Source organism: Polaromonas sp., assembly GCF_012927485.1.
Lineage (GTDB): Bacteria > Pseudomonadota > Gammaproteobacteria > Burkholderiales > Burkholderiaceae_C > Polaromonas.
Genome location: NZ_JABBPC010000018.1, coordinates 1 through 19,733 on the forward strand (window position 1 = coordinate 1; position 19,733 = coordinate 19,733).

Here is a 19,733-nt window from a genome sequence, read left to right on the forward strand (position 1 = left end):
ATCGTCCCTTTGAACAACCGGGAGTATTTGCGGATCTCTTCAAAATCAACCGGCAACACAATCGCTTGCGGGCACAGCTTGGCGGCCTTCATCATGCCCATCGCCGAACCCACGCCAAATGTCCGCGCCGCGTAGGTTGCCGTGGTAATCACGCCGCGTCCCACATAGTCTTTGAGCAGCGGAAAATCTTCCACTGAAATAAACCGAAGCGCTCGCTCGCCCTGGGTTGCCAGCAGGGCCTCATCCACTGTGCGCCGCCCACCGCCAATCACCACCGGCAAGCCCTTCAGTTGCGGATAGCGCAGCAGCTCAACCGACGCAAAAAAAGCGTCCATGTCGAGGTGGGCGATGCGGCGAATTTTGGGCAAGGTGTTGAAGGGCAAGGTCGCGGTAACCGGATCAATGAAGCAAAAGTAAGCCAATTAAATTCGACGTCGTGAAAACCGAGCCCTCGATTATTCAATACGCCGCAATAAGGGCGGGAAAATAGTTATCCCGTTCCACGAACCGAGGGTATCGGAGGAAGCTTAAAAAGTAGAAAGATTGAGAGTGGGCGACCATAGGCGGGAACCTACAGTGTCCCTCGCTTTCCACCGACAGGCCAGCGCGGGAAGGTGTCAAAGAATAATGTTTTTTAGTCATTCCAAGGAAAGCCTCTCATGAATTACATCGCCACTGCCGATAAAACCAAGCTGTACGTTAAAGATTGGGGCAGCGGCCGTCCGGTCATTCTGCTTCATGGCTGGCCGCTGTCCTCCGATAGCTGGGATGATCAGGCCATGGCGATCGCGGATGCTGGTTGCCGCGCCATTGCCTACGACCGGCGCGGTTTCGGCCGTTCTTCGCAGCCCTGGAGCGGCTATGACTACGACACGCTTTCCGATGACCTGGCGGCGGTAATCGAACAAACTGGCGCGACGGATGCAACCCTGGTGGGGTTTTCCATGGGCGGCGGAGAAGTTGCGCGCTACATGTCCCGCCATGGCGGCAAGTCGGTCACGAAAGCCGTTCTAGTCTCTTCGGTTGTCCCTTTCATGCTCAAAACAAACGACAACCCGGAAGGCACGGACCAATCTGTTTTCGACACCATGGCCCAGGCCATGAAAGAAGACCGTGCGAAGTTTTTTGGCGGGTTCTTCAAGGATTTCTATGGTTCCAGCATGCTTTCCCATACAGTTAGTGAGGAAGTTCTTCAGTGGTCGCGCAGCGTTGCGATGCAGGCCGGTTTGAAACCAACCCTGGCATGCGCAAAAGCCTTCGCGTCCACAGATTTCCGCGGTGACCTGGCATCGTTTAAAGTTCCGACCTTAATTATTCACGGCACGGGGGACAAGACGGTTCCGATCGACGCCGCTGGCCGGGCTGCAGCCAAAGGCATCCCGGGCTCCACACTGATCGAATATGGGGGTGCGCCACACGGATTGTTCGCAACTGAAAAAGAGCGGTTTACCAAAGACCTGCTCGATTTCATCCAAAGTTAGTACGCTACGCTACGCTACGTTGCGTGCGATGACCACGGCGGGCGGGATGGCTTGATTGTCGAGGTCCCGTCTCTCGTCGGTCAAAACGTTCCCGGAAGCAGGATGCTTTGGTCGACCGTCTCGATGTCGGTCTTTCCGCAAAATGCCATCGTCAGGTCCAGTTCGTTGCGGATGATCTTTAGCGCTTTGGTGACGCCAGCCTCACCCATGGCACCCAAGCCATAGAGAAAGGCGCGGCCGATATAGGTTCCCTGGGCGCCCAGAGCGCGGGCTTTAAGAACATCCTGACCGGAGCGAATACCGCCGTCCATGTGCACCTCGATCTGGCTACCCACGGCATCGACGATGGCGGGCAAGGCGTGAATGCTGCTTTGGGCGCCGTCAAGCTGGCGGCCGCCGTGATTGCTGACGATCAGCGCATCGGCACCGGAATTGACGGCGAGCCTGGCATCCTCCACATCCTGAATGCCTTTGAGAATGATTTTGCCGCCCCAACGTTTTTTGATCCACTCCACATCGCCCCAGTTGAGTGCCGGGTCGAACTGCTTGGCGGTCCATTCGGACAGGCTCCCCATGTTTTCCACACCCTTGACGTGACCCACGATATTGCCGAACTGCCGGTGCTTGGTTCCCAACATGCCCAGTGCCCAGCGGGGCTTGCTGGCGATGTTGATCAGGTTTGCAAGGGTCAGCTTGGGCGGGGCCGACAGGCCGTTCTTCAAATCCTTGTGGCGCTGCCCAATAATTTGCAGGTCCAGCGTGACCACCAAGGCCGAACAGTTCGCGGCTTTAGCGCGATCAATCAGGCGTTCAATGTAGTCGCGGTCTTTCATGACGTACAACTGGAACCAGAACGGATGGCCATCCGTGCTTTGAGCGACGTCTTCGATGGAGCAAATGCTCATGGTAGACAGGGTGAAGGGGATGCCGAACTTTTTGGCCGCCTGCGCCGCCAGGATTTCACCGTCAGCGTGCTGCATGCCCGTCAGGCCCGTGGGCGCAATGGCCACCGGCATGGCCACCTTCTGGCCGATCATCGTGGACGCAGTGCTTCGGTTTTCCATGTTGACGGCCACGCGTTGTCGTAGCTTGATGGTCTGGAAATCGGCTTCGTTGGCGCGATAGGTGCTTTCGGTCCACGAGCCCGAATCGGCATAGTCGTAAAACATACGGGGAACGCGTTTTTGCGCCAGCACGCGCAGGTCTTCGATGTTGGTAATCACGGTCATGTCTGGTCTCCTGAAGCGCCAAATTTCAAAACATTGATGCTACCGGTTTGAGAGCGAGGGCGATTGAATAAATTTTTGACCTGGACAATTTATTTCAACAAGGCAGGATGACGCACCGCAAAACGCCGTCAAGGCGCCCGCCCGTTGACTGCGTTTATCGCCTGACACGGCAATAAAAAAGGCGGGTTCAAGCCCGCCTTTTTCCCGTTGCCCTTCAGCGGGGCAGCCGCTCAGCCGAGATTCACCGGAACAAAAATCTTGCTGTCGCCTCGTTGGATCAGCAGGGCCACCGACTTGTCCGATTTGGCGACCGCCGCTCGAACCTGATCGAGGTTTTTCATCGGCACGCCATTGATGGAGATCAGCACGTCGCCAGATTGCACGCCCGCCAGCGCCGCTGGCCCTGTGGCCTGCTGAACCAGTAAACCGCTGTCGATACCCGCCTCCTGTTTCTCATCGGGTTGCAATGGACGCAGTGCCAGGCCTAGCTTGCCTTGGTTGGGCGCGTCTTTTTTGCTGGCCACCTGGACTGATTTATCGTCGGCATTGGCAAGGCGTGCAGTGAGTTCTTTCGATGAGCCCTGGCGCCAGATGTCCAGCTTGACGGTGTCGCCAGGGGTCGCCAAACCTATCAGCGCTGGCAGGTCGCCTGAAGACACGATAGGCTGCCCATTGACCTTTCGGATCACGTCGCCCGACTGCAAGCCGGCCTTTTCGGCGGGGCTGCCTTTTTCCACTGTCGACACCAGGGCGCCTTCCGGCTTGTCCAGCTTGAAGGAGTCTGCAAAGGCCTGGTTAACTTCCTGCACCGCCACCCCCAGGCGCGCATGCTCGACTTTTCCGGTGGCCACAATCTGGTTCTTGATCTTTGCGGCGACGTCAATCGGAATGGCAAACGACAGGCCTTGGTAACCACCGCTCCGGCTGTAGATTTGCGAGTTGATGCCCACCACCTCACCGCGCGTATTGAACAGCGGTCCACCGGAGTTGCCGGGATTGATGGGCACATCGGTCTGAATAAACGGAACGGCGCTGTCGTCGGGCAACGACCGACCTTTGGCGCTGACGACGCCGGCAGTGACGGTGTTTTCAAAACCGAAGGGAGAGCCTATCGCGAGCACCCACTCGCCAACCTTGAGATCACTGGTTTTCCCCAGAGCGACCACCGGTAGATTTTTGGCGTCAATTCTCAGCACGGCGATGTCGGTTTTGGGGTCGGCACCGAGTACCTTGGCGCGGAACTCACGCCGATCTGTCAATTTGACCGTGACTTCCTTGGCATCGCGGACCACGTGGGCATTGGTCAGGATAATGCCGTCGCTACTGACGATAAAGCCGGAACCCTGGACGTGGGTCGGTGTTGACTCCTGCCCGCCTTGTTCGCCGGGTCCTCCGCCCGGATGCTGGTGCTGCTGAAAGCGCCGGAAAAATTCGAAAAATGGGTCGTTGGGCATCCCCTCTCCATCACCCCGCGCTACCGGCGAGTCATCCGCCACCTTGGTGGTGCCGGTCACGCTGATGTTGACGACTGCCGGGCCGTAGCGTTCAGTGATCTGGGAAAAATCCGGAAGTGCCATAGGGGTGGCAGGGATGCCACTGGCGACCATGGCGGCGGGTGGGGCTGCCGTGGCGGTTGAATTTATTGCGTTGAAGGCGCCAACCCCTGCGCCCCCAATGGCGCCAGCAGTCAGCAGCGCGACGACCAGCCGGGTATTTCTCAATGCAGCGGATTTCATGAATAAATTCCTTGAGTTAAAGGCACGCAGCGGGTGCTGATGTCCAAAGTATGAGGAGGCTGCCTTAGCCGAAACTTAAACTTGGCGTGCGTGAAGAGCCGAATGCGCAGCGGCTGAAGTTCACGCGTCAACGCGGCTAGGTATTGGCGTCGTAGTGGCTGGAATAGCCGGAAAACGCAGCTCGACTTTCAATCCGCCCAGCCGGGTTGAGCGGTCCAACGCGATTGTTGCGCCATGCCGCTGGGCGATGACTTTGACAATCGCCAGCCCCAGGCCACTGCCGGTTTCGGCGGGTACATCACTGGCGCGAAAGAAGCGGTCGAAGACGCGTGGGAGGTCTTCCGGCTGGATGCCGGGTCCGCTGTCTTCGATGTTCAGTACCGCTTGTGCCTCCTGGACCTGAAGGGAGACATCCACTTGGCCGGATGTGGGCGTGTATTTGATCGCGTTATCGAGCAAATTACGCAGCAAAATGCGCAAGGCCTCGCGTTGACCTTTTATCTCGATAGCGGTCTGCCCCCTCTGGTTGTCTGTCAAACCCAAGTCAATATGTTTGTTCCCGGCCTGCGGCAGAACGTCCGCCACCGCCAGTTTCACCACTTCTTGCAGGTCAACCGGCTCACCACCGGCTTGCCCCGTACCAGCCTCTTCCCGGGCCAGTAAAAGAAGCTGTTCCACGAGCCGGATGGCGCGGTCTATGCCACCGTTCAAACGGGCGATGCCGGCTTCACGGCTGGCGGGATCTTCCTCAGTGCGACGCAGGGCTTGGGCCTGAAGCTTTAATGCCGTCAGTGGCGAGCGCAACTCATGCGCTGCATCGGCCACGAAGCTGGTCTGTGCATCGAAGGCGCTGCGCACTCGTCCGAACAGCAAGTTGAGCTCGTCCACCAGGGGGCGCACTTCATCTGGAAGCCCCTCGTCGGACAGGGGTGAAAAATCGTCGGCGGCGCGGCTGGCGACCTCACGGCGTGCGCGTTCTATCGGGGCCAAGGACCGGGTGATCACCCACCAAACGGCCAGCATCAGCAAGGGCGTCAGAAAAGCGAAGGGCAGAACAGCCTTGAGGGCTAGCGATCGGGCCCGCGCCGTGCGCGCGCCCAGGTCCTGCGCGATCTGAACGGTTTGCGCGGCGGTTTGCAGCGAATAGACGCGGTAATGGTTGCCATCGGCCTCGACATCGGAAAATCCCAAGACCGCGCGGGGAGGCAGTACGGAATGGGTGGAACGGAATAGCTGGGTGCCGTCCGGTCCCCATATCTGGACGTAAAGATCAAAATTATCGTTAACGCCGCTTTCTGCCAAAGGAAATCCCGGCGGCACACCACCCTGCAACGAGCGGGCCATTTGCTGCAGATGGTCGTCGAATAAAGCGTCGGCCTGTTGCAGCGCACCCCGGTAGGCGGTGATGGCCTGCAATACGGCGGCTAGCAAAATTGCCACCAGCACAAACCAAAGCAGCCGCCCTCTGAGCGAGTGCGATGTTTTCGATGTCATTCGGTTCATTGCTTGGGCACCAGATAGCCCAGGCCCCGCACGGTCTGTATGACCTCATTGCCAAGTTTTTTACGCACGCCGTGAATGTAGACTTCGACCGCGTTGCTGCTGATCTCGTCCTTCCAGCTGAAAAGCTTTTCTTCAAGCTGTGCGCGCGACAGCACCACGCCGGGCCGGGCCAATAGCGGTTCCAGCACCGCCCATTCCCGCGCAGACAGGGACACCGGTTGGCCCTGCACGGTCGCTTCGCGGGTCGCGGGGTTCAGGCTGACACCCTTGTGTTCAAACACCGGTTCGCCCCGACCGGCACTGCGGCGTATCAACGCCCGTATACGAGCCAGCAGTTCGTCGGTGTCGTAAGGTTTAACCACATAATCGTCGGCCCCGGCATCAAGGCCGGCAATTCGGTCACCTACGGCGTCTCGCGCCGTGGCGACCAGCACTGGAACGGTGCTGCGCCTGGCGCGAAGTGCCCGCAGAACGTCCAGGCCGTCGCGCCGCGGCAGACCGAGGTCCAATAAGACCAGGTCGTACTGCGCGCTCCGCAGGGCCTCGTCCGCCATGTTGCCGTCCTTGACCCAATCCACGGCATAGTGTTCTGCGCGCAGCACGTGCAGTACCGTCTCTCCAATCATGGTGTCGTCTTCAACCAGAAGTAAACGCATTGTGGATTCCTTGCAGCCGCCCAGTGTGCAGTCTGGTGCTTAGACGAATCTTAAAGGGCAGCGCCGGAATGTCGCTCTCCGCGGAGTCAGCTTTGCGCCAGTCGCACCTGATGTCGTGCGATCTGCGCCTGCACCTGCAGCGGGGCGGTACCGCCCAAAATATTGCGGGCATTGAGCGAGCCGCGCAGACTGAGCACCCCGTAAACGTCTTTCTCAATTTTCGGGTTGAACTGCTGCAGCACTTCGAGGGGTAGTTCAGACAGGTCCACGCTGTGTGAAATCGCGGCCTTCACGGCATGCGCCACGGTTTCATGGGCGTCGCGAAAAGGCAGGCCCTTTTTCACCAAGTAGTCGGCCAGGTCGGTGGCGGTGGCATACCCTTTCAGGGCGGCGCGTTCCATCGCCTCGGGCTTGACGGTGATGCCGCCCACCATTTCAGCGAAGATGCGCAAGGTGTCCTTCAGCGTGTCCACGGTGTCGAACAGAGGCTCCTTGTCTTCCTGGTTGTCCTTGTTGTAGGCCAGCGGCTGGCCCTTCATCAGGGTGATCAGCGCCATCAAATGACCGACGACGCGGCCGGTCTTTCCGCGCGCGAGTTCGGGCACGTCGGGGTTCTTTTTCTGCGGCATGATGGACGAGCCGGTGCAGAATCGGTCGGCAATGTCGATGAAACCAAAGCTCTGGCTCATCCACAGCACCAGCTCTTCGCTCAGGCGGCTGATGTGCACCATGGCCAAGGAAGCGGCGGCGGTGAATTCAATCGCAAAGTCGCGGTCACTGACGGCGTCCAGGCTGTTTTGGCAAACTTGAGCCTGGCCTTGGTCATCGACCATGCCCAGCGTGCGGGCGACGCGCTCGCGGTCCAGCGGGTAGCTGGTTCCGGCTAATGCCGCCGCGCCCAAGGGGAGACGATTAACCCGTTTGCGCACCTCCAGCATGCGCTCAGCGTCGCGGCTGAACATTTCCACGTAGGCGAGCAGGTGATGGCCAAAGCTGACCGGTTGCGCCACCTGCAAATGGGTGAAGCCGGGCAGGATGACCGCTACATTTTTTTCGGCCATATCGACCAACGCCTTTTGAAAATCAGTCAGCAAGCCACTGATCAGGTCAATCTCGCCGCGCAGCCAAAGGCGCACATCGGTGGCGACCTGGTCGTTGCGGCTGCGACCGGTGTGCAGGCGTTTGCCCGCGTCACCGACGATTTGCGTCAGACGGGCTTCGATGTTGAGGTGCACGTCTTCAAGATCCAGCTTCCATTCAAAAGCGCCTGACGCGATCTCAGTGGTGATCTGCGCCAGGCCTTTCTGGATTGATGCGTGGTCGGCTGGCGCGATGATTTTTTGCGCCGCGAGCATGTCGGCGTGAGCCAGCGAGCCAGCGATGTCGGCTTGCCAAAGACGCTTGTCAAAAAACACGCTCGCCGTGTAGCGCTTCACCAGGTCGCTCATGGGCTCGGAAAAGAGGGCGGACCAGGCTTGGGATTTTTTGTCGAATTGATTCACGTCGGGCTTTCTTTGGGCGGTCACGGGTCGGGCGGTGCGGGCTGCAGACTAAGCGTCCAGCTGCGCTATTCTGGGTTCGGTTTAAATAGTGGTTCAACCTGTGGCGGGAAGACCATGGCCGGTGCAATACTCATGCCTGAGATTTTATCTGTGCCGAAAACTTCCTTGGAAAACCCGGTCGGTTTGGCCGAGAGGCTTCAATGTCGCCAACAATAGTAAAAGAACTGATGACACCGTCTCCTAATCCAAAGACCTTTGACGAGTCCACGCTACGGGGAACCCTCAGTATGAAAGACGAGGACATGATGCCGCGCCTGCCGGAGAGTGCGACCTTGTTTGACGCCTGTCACGTGGGGTTGGTGTTGCGTGTGGTGTTGTTTGTGGAAGCGGTGGTGGCGGTGGGGTCCCTGTTTGGGGAGGGTCAAGCGGTTGACTGGCTGCTGCGGTTTGCGCTGCTGACCGCAGGGGCGCTGCCTGCCACGTTGGCGTGGCTGGTCGCTATCTGCGCATTCAAAGTACGCCTGTGCAGGTTGAACGCTGCACTCCAATGGACGGCGGGTGTAGTGCTGGGGTTGGCGGCGGGGCTATATGGCTGCGGCTTGCTGACGGCTATGGGGTTGTTGAAACCGCCCCCATGGTGGGGCAGTGGCGCTGCAGGTGCTTTGCTCTCTGCGATGGTGCTGGCGGGCCTTTTCTGGCGCGCGAAGGCCCGCGCACCGGCGACTGCGGCGGCTCGACTGGCCCAATTGCAGTCCCGTATTCGGCCGCATTTTTTATTCAATACCCTCAACAGCGCTATCGCCTTGGTGCGTGCCGAGCCGGCCAAAGCCGAGGCTGTGCTGGAAAACCTGAGCGAGCTGTTTCGCAACGTACTGGCCGACCCGGCGGAGACGGTCACGCTGGGGCAAGAAATTGCGCTGGCCCGGCGTTACCTGGAAATTGAGCAAATTCGCTTTGGGGAGCGCTTGCAGGTGGAGTGGAGTCTGGATGCCGGCGCGGACCTGGCCAAACTGCCGCCACTGCTGCTGCAGCCATTGGTGGAGAACGCGGTTATTCACGGGGTAGAGCCCAGCCCCAGCGGCGCGAAGATCAAGATATCCACGCTCAAGCGCGGAAGCACCGTCGTCATCAAGGTGACTAATTCAACGCCCGCCGGGGTGGGCGTGCGGGGTCAGGGGCTGGCACTGGCGAATGTGCGGGAACGCCTGGCCCTGCTGCATGATGTTCAGTCCCGCTTCAGGATCAGGTTCAAGGATGGCGTATTTCAAGTCAGGCTGGAGATTCCCCTATGAGCCTGAAAGTATTGGTGGTGGACGACGAGGCGCTGGCCCGTTTGCGCCTTCGCACCTTGTTGGGGGATTGCGTGGCGCCCGCTGCCGTGGTGGGTGCCGAAGCGGCGGATGCGGTGCAGGCCATGACCGCCCTGCAGCGCGAGCACTTCGATGTGGTGTTGTTGGACATTCGCATGCCGGGGGTAGACGGCATTAAGCTGGCCCGAACCCTTGCCGCTTTGCCCAAGCCGCCCGCTATCGTGTTTGTTACGGCGCATTCCGAACATGCCGTGGAGGCCTTCGAGGTCGAGGCGGTGGACTACTTAACCAAGCCGGTGCGGCTGGATCGTTTGCAGCAAGCACTCTTAAAAGCGGAGCGCCAAACTCAATTGGAACGGGTTCTTCTACCTGATTCTCCTGATCAAGTACTGATCATCCAGGATCGGGGCAGGACCGAACGCGTACCGCTGGCCGAGGTGCTGTACTTCAAGGCTGAACTTAAATACATCACCGTGCGAACCGCCAGCCGCAGCTATATTCTGGACGGCTCGTTGAGCGAGCTGGAAGAACGCCACGCCGCGCAGTTCATGCGGATACACCGCAATGCACTGATTGCACGGCGTGCCGTGCGGGCGCTCGAAAGGCATTTCGATCCCGAGGAGGGCGAAGGCTGGGCGGTGCGGCTCAATGGCATTGATGACCTGCTGGTGGTTTCACGCCGACAGCTCAGCGCAGTGCGGGAAGTCATGGCGGGGTGATGCGGGTGCGCGGCCCGGGCCTCAGGCCTCCATCAGTTACGCGCACGCTCTTTTCCGGCGCAAGCGTCCTACAGCGTTTTGCTGCCGAGTCGTGTTGAATCAAGGCACAACAAGGGCGGCTTTATGGAGCAACAACATGACTGAAGAACACGCTGTGGACACGCCACTCGCTGATGCTGACGCTCGCGCGGTGGCCGTGCCCGACCCGGAGCGAGTGCTCCTTCACATGCCGGTAGACATCCGTAATTTGTCGCTGGTGGTGCTGGCCGCCCTGGCGAGTCTTTTCGTGCTTCACTGGGCCAAGGCGGTCTTTATCCCGGTGATGCTCAGTGTGTTGTTCAGCTACGCGCTTTCGCCGCTCGTTAACTGGATCGAGGTCCGGCGCGTGCCGCGCTGGTTGAGCGCCGCGGTGCTGCTGCTGACGATTATTTGCGCCATCGGATTCGCTGCTTATTCGCTTGCCGATCAAACGGTGCGACTCGTGGAAGCCCTGCCGGTCGCCGCGCAAAAGCTCAGACAGGCCGTGAAAACCCACGGCGGGAAATCGAACAATACGCTGGAAACCGTACAGAAAGCCGCCGCTCAACTGGAGCAGGCGGCCCAAGAAAGCAATGTGGCGGCCGGCCTCGCACGCGGCACCATGCGGGTGGTCGTCGAGCCCTCTCACTTCAACATCAAGGACTATCTATGGTCGGGTACTGTCGGTCTGATCGCCCTGATAGGCCAGGCCGCGGTAGTCGTCTTCCTGACCTATTTTCTGATGCTCTCCGGCGACACCTTCCGTCGCAAGCTGATCAAGCTGGCCGGCCCCACTCTCAGCAAGAAAAAAATCACACTTCAGGCATTGCAAGAAATCACGGGGCAAATTCAACGCTATCTGCAGATGCAGCTGCTGATCAGTGCATTGGTGGGCGTTCTGACCTGGCTAACCTTGCTGGCGATAGGACTCGACAATGCTGCGGTGTGGGGTGTTGTCGCAGCGGTATTGAATTTAGTGCCCTATGCAGGCTCGATGATCATGGCGGCGACCTCGGCGCTGGTTGGCTTTTTGCAGTTCGGTTCGCTCAACATGGCCTTGGTGGTGGGCGGCGCCTCGCTGGTCATTCACACCCTCATCGGTAACCTGCTGGCGCCCTGGCTGACCAGTCGAACCAGCAGCATGAGCCCGGTGGCGGTGTTTGTGGGGCTGCTCGCCTGGGGCTGGTTGTGGGGGGTGTGGGGCCTGTTGCTGGGCATACCCATCCTGATGATCGTCAAGTCCATTTGCGACCGGGTGGATGACTTGAAATCGATTGGCGAATTTCTGGGGTCATAGGGGCTGGCGTTTCCCCAGGGACGCCACGCTCGCCGGTAGCGATTGGTTTTAGGGCGGTCCGGGCGATCGGTGTCACCCTGATCGGCTGGGAAACGCATAGTCCGGTTGTGGGGTGGGTACCGCTTCGCCTCGCACAAGCAACACGGCTCGCGCAGGCAGGGCATCGAGCTCAACCCATTCGCCCCACGCCACCAGTTGATCGGCCACCAGCGACGGTTCAGCCTCGGCGTCGCGCTGCCAGTGCACCGTGATGTCGCGCCCCTGTAGCTGCAAGCGAATTTCCACGGCGGGCCAATGCGCCGGCAAGCGCGGCGACAAGGACAACCGCCCGGGTCGCACGGCCAGGCCCAGCAGCGTTTCTAGCGCGGCCCGATAAAGCCACGCGGCCGAGCCGGTGTACCAGCTCCAGCCACCCCGGCCGATGTAGGGGGCGGCGCTGTAAACGTCGCCGGCCATTACGTAAGGCTCAAGTTCGTAGGCCGGGCCACGTTGGGCATGCTGACTTCGGTGCGCCGGGCTAAGGTCTTGAAAACTTTGCCACGCCCCTTCGGTATCTCCGCTGAGGGCCTGGGCCATCAGCGCCCAGACACCCGCGTGCGAATACTGGCCCCCGTTTTCGCGCACGCCCGGTGGGTAAGCCTGGATGTAGCCGGGGTTGTTCTCGGAGTTTCTCAATGGCGGATCCAGCAGCCGCAGCAAACCGGCCTGTTCATCGATCAGCTGGCGCTTGAGTTCGTGCATGGCGGGGATCGTGAACGCTGGCGTGGAGGCGCCTGACAGCACCGCCCAAGCCTGCGCGATGAGGTCGATGCGGCATTCGCTGTTGGCGGCCGAGCCCAGCGGTGCGCCGTTGTCGAAAAAGGCGCGGCGAAACCAGGCGCCGTCCCAGCCTGCATCATGGAGCGCGGCGATCCAGCCGCTGCGCGCCTCGATCCAGCGCGCCGCACGCGTATCGTCGCCGCGCCTTTTGGCCAAGGGCTGGAAGATCTCGACCACGCTGCACAAAAACCAGCCTAGCCAAATTGATTCTCCGCGGCCCTCATGGCCCACCCGGTTCATGCCATCGTTCCAGTCGCCGGTGCCCATCAGGGGCAAGCCGTGCGCGCCCACCGCCAGGCTGTGGTCGATGGCGCGGGCGCAGTGCTCGTAAACAGTGGCAGACTGCGCACTGACTTGCGGTGCATAGTAAGCGTCCTCGGCGCCCCCGGGAATCTGCGGGCCGTCGATGAAAGGGACGGTTTCATTGAGCAAGGCGACATCGTCAGTCACCTGGATATAGTGCGCGCAGGCGTAAGGCAGCCAGAGTAAGTCGTCGGAAAAATGCGTGCGCACGCCTTCCCCGCTGGGGGCGTGCCACCAGTGCTGAACGTCTCCTTCGGGGAATTGGCGCGATGCATTCAGCATGATTTGCTCGCGCAGGCGCGCTGGATCGGCCAACGCCAAGGCCATCGCGTCCTGCAACTGGTCCCGAAAACCGAAAGCGCCGCCGGCTTGGTAGAAACCGGCCTTGGACCAGAGGCGGCACACCACCGTCTGGTAAAGCAGCCATCGGTTGACCAAGGCGTCGAACAGGGGGTCGGGCGTTCGCACCTGCACCTTGCCGAGCAGTTGCGACCACCAGTTCTTCACCTCGGTCAGGGCTTTGTGGGGATCGCGCCGGGTCCATTCCAGAACCATTTGCTCCGCAGCCGTGGCATTGCCGGCATGGCCCAGGATGAAACTGAATTCCGCCGCATGGCCGCTGACGAGGTCGAATTCGCCTGTGAGCGCGGCGCAGGGATCCAGTGCGCCGCCATAACGACGCCCCAATGTGGCGGGAAGCACCAGGCGTCCCAAGGCGTCGAAGAATTCGCCTCGGTCGCAGGTCCATTGAATGTCGGCCGCTGCACCGAAATCCTGCTGAAGAGCAAGGAACGCCGTGGAGCCGCCAAAGCCGTCCTGGCTCTCGCGTTGCTGCGCCAACACGGCCGCCTGCGTTGGGCTGTTCCAGGTCTGGAGCGTCCGGCGCGCGCCGCGCGATGCGCCCAGCTGCCATTCCACCATGCCGATGGCGCGCAATCGGCGCCGGCCAGTGCCTTCAAGCCGGACCTGCACCTGCACGACTTTTACCGCCTCGTTGAGGTCGGCGTAAAAAGTCGTCTCCAGTCGCAGGCCCCCTTGCAGTCCTTCAAACACTGAATAACCTTGACCATGGCGCACGCGCCAGCGGCTTTCCGGTGCAGCGAACAAGGACGGCGCCAATGGAAAGACCTGGCCGCTGTCCACGTCCTGCAGCAGCCAATGCTCAAAGGCGGGGTCGCTGACCGGATCGTTAGACCACGGCGTGATCTGGTGCATTCGACTGTTGGTTGCCCAGGTGTAGCCACTGCCGGTTTCGGACACCTGGAAGCCGAAGCTCGGATTGGCAATCACGTTGACCCAGGGCTTGGGCGTTCGCTGGCCGACTTGCAACTCGAAAGAGAATTCGCCGTTGGCCGGGTCGAAGCGGCCTCTGGGTGCCATATCGGTCGCCATCGTGGCCGGCGGCACCGCGCCGGAAAGTAGTTTCCGGGGAATGGCGCGATTGCGTTGCGGAAGCCAACTCTCGTGCAGCGCCGCCACCTGCATTTCCAGGGGTCGGCCATCGGCCGTGAGCACGACACGCGCCAGCCCGGCCAGCGCGGTTTTTTCGGTGGTCGCCGTTTCCTGCTCGCGCAGCAGATAAAAACCGGCGGAGGAGGCCGCCGCGTCATTGCGCGGAAAGCTGTGTTGCACGTCCTCTATCAACCGATCGCGCAGCGCCAGAATATCGCGCTGCAGCGGCATCAGGTAAGAGTTGGGTTCACTGTTAAGAACCACCACATCCACCGCCAGCCCGCCAAAAGCCCACCAGGGTTGCGCCCTCAATAGCGAATGTACCAACGGTATTCCGCTGGGCGAATGAATGTGTACCAGCACGATCGGCTTGTCACCCGAGAGGCCGAAGCGCCAGAGTTGGCGTTGGTCCAGCGGCAGGCGTTCAGCCCCTGGCCGGGGCATGCTGTACATCAGCGCGGTGGTCAGGTCCTGCAACGCCAGATTTTCCTCGGGGGTCAATGCCAGGTCGCGCAAGCGCACCTGCGCCAGCGTGGCGGCCATGCGGGTCGCCCGCTCCACATGCATCGGCTGCAGGTACTTGTCGATGCGCGCTGCCAGCTCGTCTTCGGTTTCCGCAGCGGCGGTGGCGAAGCTCAACTTTGCCATGGCCCCGGGTGCCAGTCGCAGCTTCACGCGCAGGCTGGCCACCGGGTCGAGACCGTTGATCGGGTTGCCCTCCGCGCTCTTGGGTTGCGGCATCAGGGCCGGCTGGTGCGCGGGGTAGTTACGGCCAGCGAATACCCGGCGGTCGACGATGCAGTCCACCGAAATCAGGTCGGCCTCTGCCTCGGCCAGGAAGTGCGCCACGGCCATTTTGGGGTCCCCGTGCAGCCGAGGCTGGCGCGTCAGCATCAGCGTGCGCCATGACGGCTCCCAGCGGGTCTGCACGAATAGATTGGAGAAAGCGGGGTGCGCTTCATCGGCGCGCGGGTCGGCCAGCACGGCCTCGAAGCACGAAAGCAATTCCAGGGTTTGTTCGGTGCGGCCTGAATTGTGCAGAGTCACCGTGCGCAGTTCGGTGTCATCCTCAGGGCTCACGAGCACGGTGATGGTGGCGCTCAGATCGTCGTCCTGAGCATCAAATTGGACCCGGTCGGCCATGAACCGCGCCTGGTAGCGCCAGCCGGGGCCAGGCGCTGGCATGCTGGTGAGCGAGGTCACGTCGGGTCGCCCGCTCTGGCGCAGGTAAAAGAAGCTGCCGTAGCCGTCTCGCAACAGGTCGTCGCGCCAGCGCGTGACGTTGCGGCCGCTCCAGCGGCTGACGCCAGCGCCGTTGGCGCGCAGCGCGACGCTGTAACGGCCGTTGGACAAAAGATGAGTAGGTTGCCAGCCCGGGTTAAGGGGATTGACGTCGCGCGACTGGAACACCGGCTCCGGCACGTAGCCACCCGGCTCCGGCGGCAAGCGCGGCTCCGCGCTCTCGACGATCTGGCGCGGAGTACGCTCATGCAGCAGCGCCTCGTGCGCGGCCACCTGCGGGTCGGCAGAAAACCAGCGCCGTGGCGCATCGCCGCACAGCACATTGCACAAAGCCGCCAGCGCCATGCCCTGATGGTGCGCCATGTAGGCCTCCACGACGCTGAAAGCCTGATCGTCGGATTGGCGCGAGACGGTGAAGTCGAGTGACTCGAACAGACCCAGTTCGCCGCGCGCACCCAGCCGCTCCAACTGCTGGAGATTGAGTACGGCTTCACGCGGTTCGAGTGCAGTGGCCAAAAGGGTCGCATAGGGCGCGACCACGCGGTCGGTGGGTGGTGTGCGCCGCAAGGCCAGGCGGGGTACGCCAAACGGCGAATACTGAAAAGCCAGCGAATGGTCCTGCGCGAAATAGGCCGACTCGGAAACGCCCCAAGGCAACTGCTGCGCCGCGCCGAACGCCCGCTGCTCGGACACCGCCGCAGACGCTGCCGTGTTCAGCAGGCCGTGCTCGGGCTCATGCATCAGCAGCGACGGCATCAGGTATTCGAACATGGATCCGGACCACGACTTCAGCCCCGGTACCACGCCGACCGACAGGAAGGGCCGACCAAGGGCGGCCCAGTGGCGCCGCGGCACGTCGCCCTTGGCGATGGCCAGAAAGCTGGTCAATCGCGATTCAGAGGCCAGCAGGTCGTAGTAGCTCGCGTCGAGCACTTGCTCCTGCACCCGCAGACCGATGTGGAAAAGGTGACGTTTGCTGTCGTACAGACCGCGAAAGTCCATCGCGGAGTACAAAGACTGGCAGCGCTGCGACAGGCGTAGCAAGGCGGCCTGCGCTGGCTTGCCGTCGGTAGCCCCCTGTCCCAGGTCGATGCAGGCCTGCGCGACCGCCAGCAAGAGGCCTGCAAGGTTGCCGCTGTCGACCGCTGACACGTAGCTCGGCTGAAGAATTTCAAGCGTGCGCGTGTCGTACCAATTCAGCAGGTGACCTTCGTGCTTCGGGAGCCGTTCAATGGTGTCGAGAGAGGATTCCAGCCGATGGATAAGCTCGCCCGTGCTAATCCAGCCAAACTCACGCGCGCAGCAGACTGCCAGCAGGTATAAACCGACGTTGGTAGGGGAGGTACGGTGTGCCAGCGTGGGCTCCGGCACCAGTTGCAGGTTGTCTGGTGGCAGGTGGTTGTCTTCGGGGCCGACGCAGCGCTCAAAATAGCGCCAGGTGTCGCGCGCCAAAGCCTGCAGGTAAAGCCGGTCCTTGCTTTGCAGATTTTGTGCGGCGCTGCGTAAGCTGGGCACGCTGGCCCACCAGGCCGGCAATGGTGATAAGGCCCACAGCATGAACAGCGCAATTCCGGCCAGCGGATGCACCCCCGCCGGCGCGGCCATTACAAGCGCGGCGCAAATCAACGAAGCCGCGGCATGCTGCCGCACGAACACCGCCAATTCGTTGCGGGACGAGGCCCGGGCCTGCGCGGCGGTGGTCCATTCGAGAAGCATCGTTCGACTCACCGCCATGCGCCAGAGCGAACGAAAAGCCGCGTCCAGCAGAATAGTCGCCTGCGCGGGGATTTGGCTGAACTGCCAGAGCGCGCTGACAAAGGTGCGCAGCAGTTCGTTGCGACCCACGTGAAAGAAGTGGCGCCAGGCAATGCCCCGGCGTGTGGGCACCAGTCCGGCCAGCGCCCCGAGCAGGGGTCCGGCCAGCAGGGCGGCGAAGGTTGCAAGCAGGGCCGTGGACAGCGGCATCGCCCCTGTAAAGACGACCCAAACGAGCAGGCCGAACGTGGCGGGCACCACCAGTGAGCGGCGCAAGTTGTCGGCCATCTTCCACAGGCCCAGCGCGTCCACCCCGTAATGCCTGGCGTGCCACATGAGGGGCAGCAGCTGCCAATCGCCGCGGGTCCAGCGGTGCAAGCGTGACGCAGCCACGCCGGCATGGTGCGGATGATCTTCAATCAAGATCACGTCGCTGACAAAGCCACAGCGCGCGATGCTGCCTTCCAGCAGGTCGTGGCTAAGTACGGATTCTTCCGGCAGGCGCGCGTCGAGCACCGCGTGAACTGCCTCAACGTGAATCAGCCCTTTGCCGCTAAAGCTGCCGGTGCCGAACAGGTCCTGGTAGACATCCGAGACCCCGCTGTTGTAGGGGTCGATGCCACATTGGCCGGCAAACAGTTGATGGTAGGGGGTGCGTTCTGCAGCACCCGGCAGGGGCGTGACAATGCGCGGCTGAAGAATGCCGTAACCGCCGACCACGCGGCGTGAGTCGGTATCGATCCGGGGCGCGTTCAGCGGGTGGGCCGCGACGGATACGAGCTCGCTCAGCGCACCGGGTGGCAGGCCGGTGTCGCTGTCCAGGGTGACCACGTAGCGGATGCCGTCTGCCAGCCTGAGGCCTGGTGCCATCGGCGCGAAACCTGCCATGCTGCCCGTAACCAGCGTGCGCAGTAATTGTTCCAGCTTTCCACGCTTGCGCTCCCAGCCTAGCCAGCGCTGCTGCGTCTCGCACCAGCTGCGCGGTCGGTGAATCAGCAGAAAGCGCGGTGGGTGACCTTCAGGTGCCAAATACCGTGCGTTCAGCACCGCTATGTGTGCCAGCGCGTCCTGGATCAGCGTGACGTCGCCGGGCACACTGGCGCTGGGCGCATCGTCCCAGTCCGTAAGCAGCGCAAACTGCGCTTCCTGCTCGCGGTTGGCCAGCCAATGCATTTCAAGCCGCTGCGCCAGTTCCCGCGTGGCAGCTGCCGAGGTGAGCAAGGTGGGCACCACCACCAGCACCCGGTGTTCTGGCGGGATGCCACTAGCGAAGTCCAGCCTCGGCAGGAAATGCATCTTTAGTGATTCTGCGATCAATCGATGTACGAAGGCGGCGGCGGCTTCAGACGCTGGCCATGCCAACAGAAATAGTGCGATCCACCCTTGCCAGGCAATGACGCCCATGCGTTGTGCGGCTGCGAACAAAAGGACTGCGGTACCCAGCACGATGGCACCGATGTAGAGACCCAGTCGCCAGTCGCGGGGTAGCGGGCCTGTCGCGACACCGCGCCCGGGCATGCCAAGCACCGCTTCCAACCGAGGCCGGCCGGAAACGATCAGGTGAAAGCCGGCAGTGCGCTCCGCGGCGGCTGCGGGCATAGCGAAAGGGACCGCCTGCGCCGCAGCGACGACGGCCTCAGCCACTTCGCACTCGGATTTGCGACTCTGCCGCGCCAGCCGCTCCATCGCCTGAGTGATTTGCTGGCGTGTGAGTTCGCTTTCCAGCGCGAAGCTGGGCAGCCGCCTCAGCAACCGCAACGAACAGCTCACCGGCTCGATGAGATCCGCCCAATCGATCTGGCCGATCAGGCGCAAGGTGGTGATGATGTTGCCGACGGTCAGGTTGGCCGCCACTTGCGCGGTCTGACTTTCAGCCATCAACGCGTGCCCGTTGGGGCAGTGCCGCTCAGTCCACAGCACCAGCGCGGGCGAACTGTCGAGCCGCTCCGTGGGCATGCGTTGCCACAGCTGCGTCAGGTAGTTGCGCTGCAGGCCGCGCTGCTTCATCAGCGCATCAAGCGAGTCAAGGGCGGCATCATCCAGCTGGGCGGAACAATCCCAAACGGCATGAGCTACTTCGCGCGCGACCTTGCCTTGGGCAATCTCGTCGGCCATTCGGCGCAGGTTCTCAAGCAGTACCACGCGCAGCGTTGTCGGCAAGGCCCATAGTTCGTTCAGGCGCAGTTCGCTGTGTTGCTGGTAAGCGTTGAGAAATGCCGTGAAGACATCCGGGTTCAGGACGCTGTCCGTGTGCGCGACGTAGGCCCACGCGATGCCATAGACGCGAGGTAGTCCCTGTAAAGGCGCAGCCGCCAGTTTGGGCAGGCTGGCGTAATAGCGACGCGGTACGCCTTCCCGGATCTGCTGCAACTGGGCTTCGACCAGCGGAAAATTGTCCAGCAGCCACTCGGCGGCCGGCGTGACGTAATGGCCGCTGCGCGAAGTGAGCGCTACATAATCGTAGGCCTCGCGCAGGGCGGCGAGGTTTTCCTCAACGCGTGGGAAAAAGGAGAGGTGGTGGCGCGAGTTGCCATCGGCTTCAACCACCTGAGCCTGCGCCAGACTGCGCCCGTGCTCCTCAAAGCGCTGGATACCGAACAGTTCAGCCCGAATCGGCGGTTCCGCTTCGCCCAGGCGCGACAGAAGAGTTTTGCGGGCGTGTGGGGTTAGTGCTTCGAGCCGGTCAAGGACGGACGCGTCCACCCGTCAGT

The 19,733-nt window shown here is 61.6% G+C and carries 10 protein-coding genes and 1 pseudogene; 4 read left to right on the top strand and 7 right to left on the bottom strand.

Going from position 1 to position 19,733, the window contains the following annotated elements:
* Positions 1-335: pseudogene (locus HHJ16_RS07565) on the bottom strand (DNA polymerase IV); the annotation flags it as partial.
* A 324-nt stretch (positions 336-659) separates the two neighbouring features.
* Here HHJ16_RS07565 and HHJ16_RS07570 point away from each other — a divergent pair.
* On the top strand, positions 660-1,481 hold the full coding sequence (locus tag HHJ16_RS07570) for an alpha/beta hydrolase (protein ID WP_293641990.1): 822 nt from the start codon (positions 660-662) through the stop codon (positions 1,479-1,481).
* Positions 1,482-1,561: 80 nt separating this feature from the next.
* Here HHJ16_RS07570 and HHJ16_RS07575 read toward each other — a convergent pair whose 3' ends face one another.
* From HHJ16_RS07575 to argH, 5 genes are all read right to left on the bottom strand, one after another.
* The gene (locus HHJ16_RS07575; protein ID WP_293641991.1) at positions 1,562-2,710 is read right to left on the bottom strand and encodes an alpha-hydroxy acid oxidase; all 1,149 of its coding nucleotides are present in this window, start codon (positions 2,708-2,710) and stop codon (positions 1,562-1,564) included.
* Positions 2,711-2,940: 230 nt separating this feature from the next.
* Positions 2,941-4,446: a DegQ family serine endoprotease gene (locus HHJ16_RS07580; protein ID WP_293641992.1), complete on the bottom strand. Its 1,506-nt coding sequence runs from the start codon at positions 4,444-4,446 to the stop codon at positions 2,941-2,943.
* 120 nt (positions 4,447-4,566) lie between these two features.
* The gene (locus HHJ16_RS07585; protein WP_293641993.1) at positions 4,567-5,940 is read right to left on the bottom strand and encodes an ATP-binding protein; all 1,374 of its coding nucleotides are present in this window, start codon (positions 5,938-5,940) and stop codon (positions 4,567-4,569) included.
* A 5-nt stretch (positions 5,941-5,945) separates the two neighbouring features.
* Positions 5,946-6,605, bottom strand: a complete 660-nt coding sequence (locus HHJ16_RS07590; protein WP_293641994.1) for a response regulator — start codon at positions 6,603-6,605, stop codon at positions 5,946-5,948.
* An 86-nt stretch (positions 6,606-6,691) separates the two neighbouring features.
* Positions 6,692-8,107 carry an argininosuccinate lyase gene (gene argH, locus HHJ16_RS07595; protein ID WP_293642069.1) on the bottom strand — a complete coding sequence of 472 codons (1,416 nt, stop codon included), beginning with the start codon at positions 8,105-8,107 and terminating at the stop codon, positions 6,692-6,694.
* 227 nt (positions 8,108-8,334) lie between these two features.
* On the opposite strand from argH, the gene HHJ16_RS07600 reads away from it, so the two are divergent.
* The 3 genes from HHJ16_RS07600 (at position 8,335) to HHJ16_RS07610 (ending at position 11,451) form a co-directional block, all read left to right on the top strand.
* Positions 8,335-9,399: a histidine kinase gene (locus HHJ16_RS07600; protein WP_293641995.1), complete on the top strand. Its 1,065-nt coding sequence runs from the start codon at positions 8,335-8,337 to the stop codon at positions 9,397-9,399.
* Positions 9,396-10,136 (top strand): response regulator, encoded by a 741-nt coding sequence (locus HHJ16_RS07605; RefSeq protein ID WP_293641996.1) that lies wholly within the window; start codon positions 9,396-9,398, stop codon positions 10,134-10,136. The genes HHJ16_RS07600 and HHJ16_RS07605 overlap by 4 nt, the downstream gene beginning before the upstream one ends.
* A 136-nt stretch (positions 10,137-10,272) precedes the next feature.
* Positions 10,273-11,451, top strand: a complete 1,179-nt coding sequence (locus tag HHJ16_RS07610) for an AI-2E family transporter (protein WP_293641997.1) — start codon at positions 10,273-10,275, stop codon at positions 11,449-11,451.
* A gap of 72 nt (positions 11,452-11,523) precedes the next feature.
* Here HHJ16_RS07610 and HHJ16_RS07615 read toward each other — a convergent pair whose 3' ends face one another.
* Positions 11,524-19,725 carry a glucoamylase family protein gene (locus HHJ16_RS07615; RefSeq protein ID WP_293641998.1) on the bottom strand — a complete coding sequence of 2,734 codons (8,202 nt, stop codon included), beginning with the start codon at positions 19,723-19,725 and terminating at the stop codon, positions 11,524-11,526.
* Between the last annotated feature and the right edge of the window lie 8 nt (positions 19,726-19,733).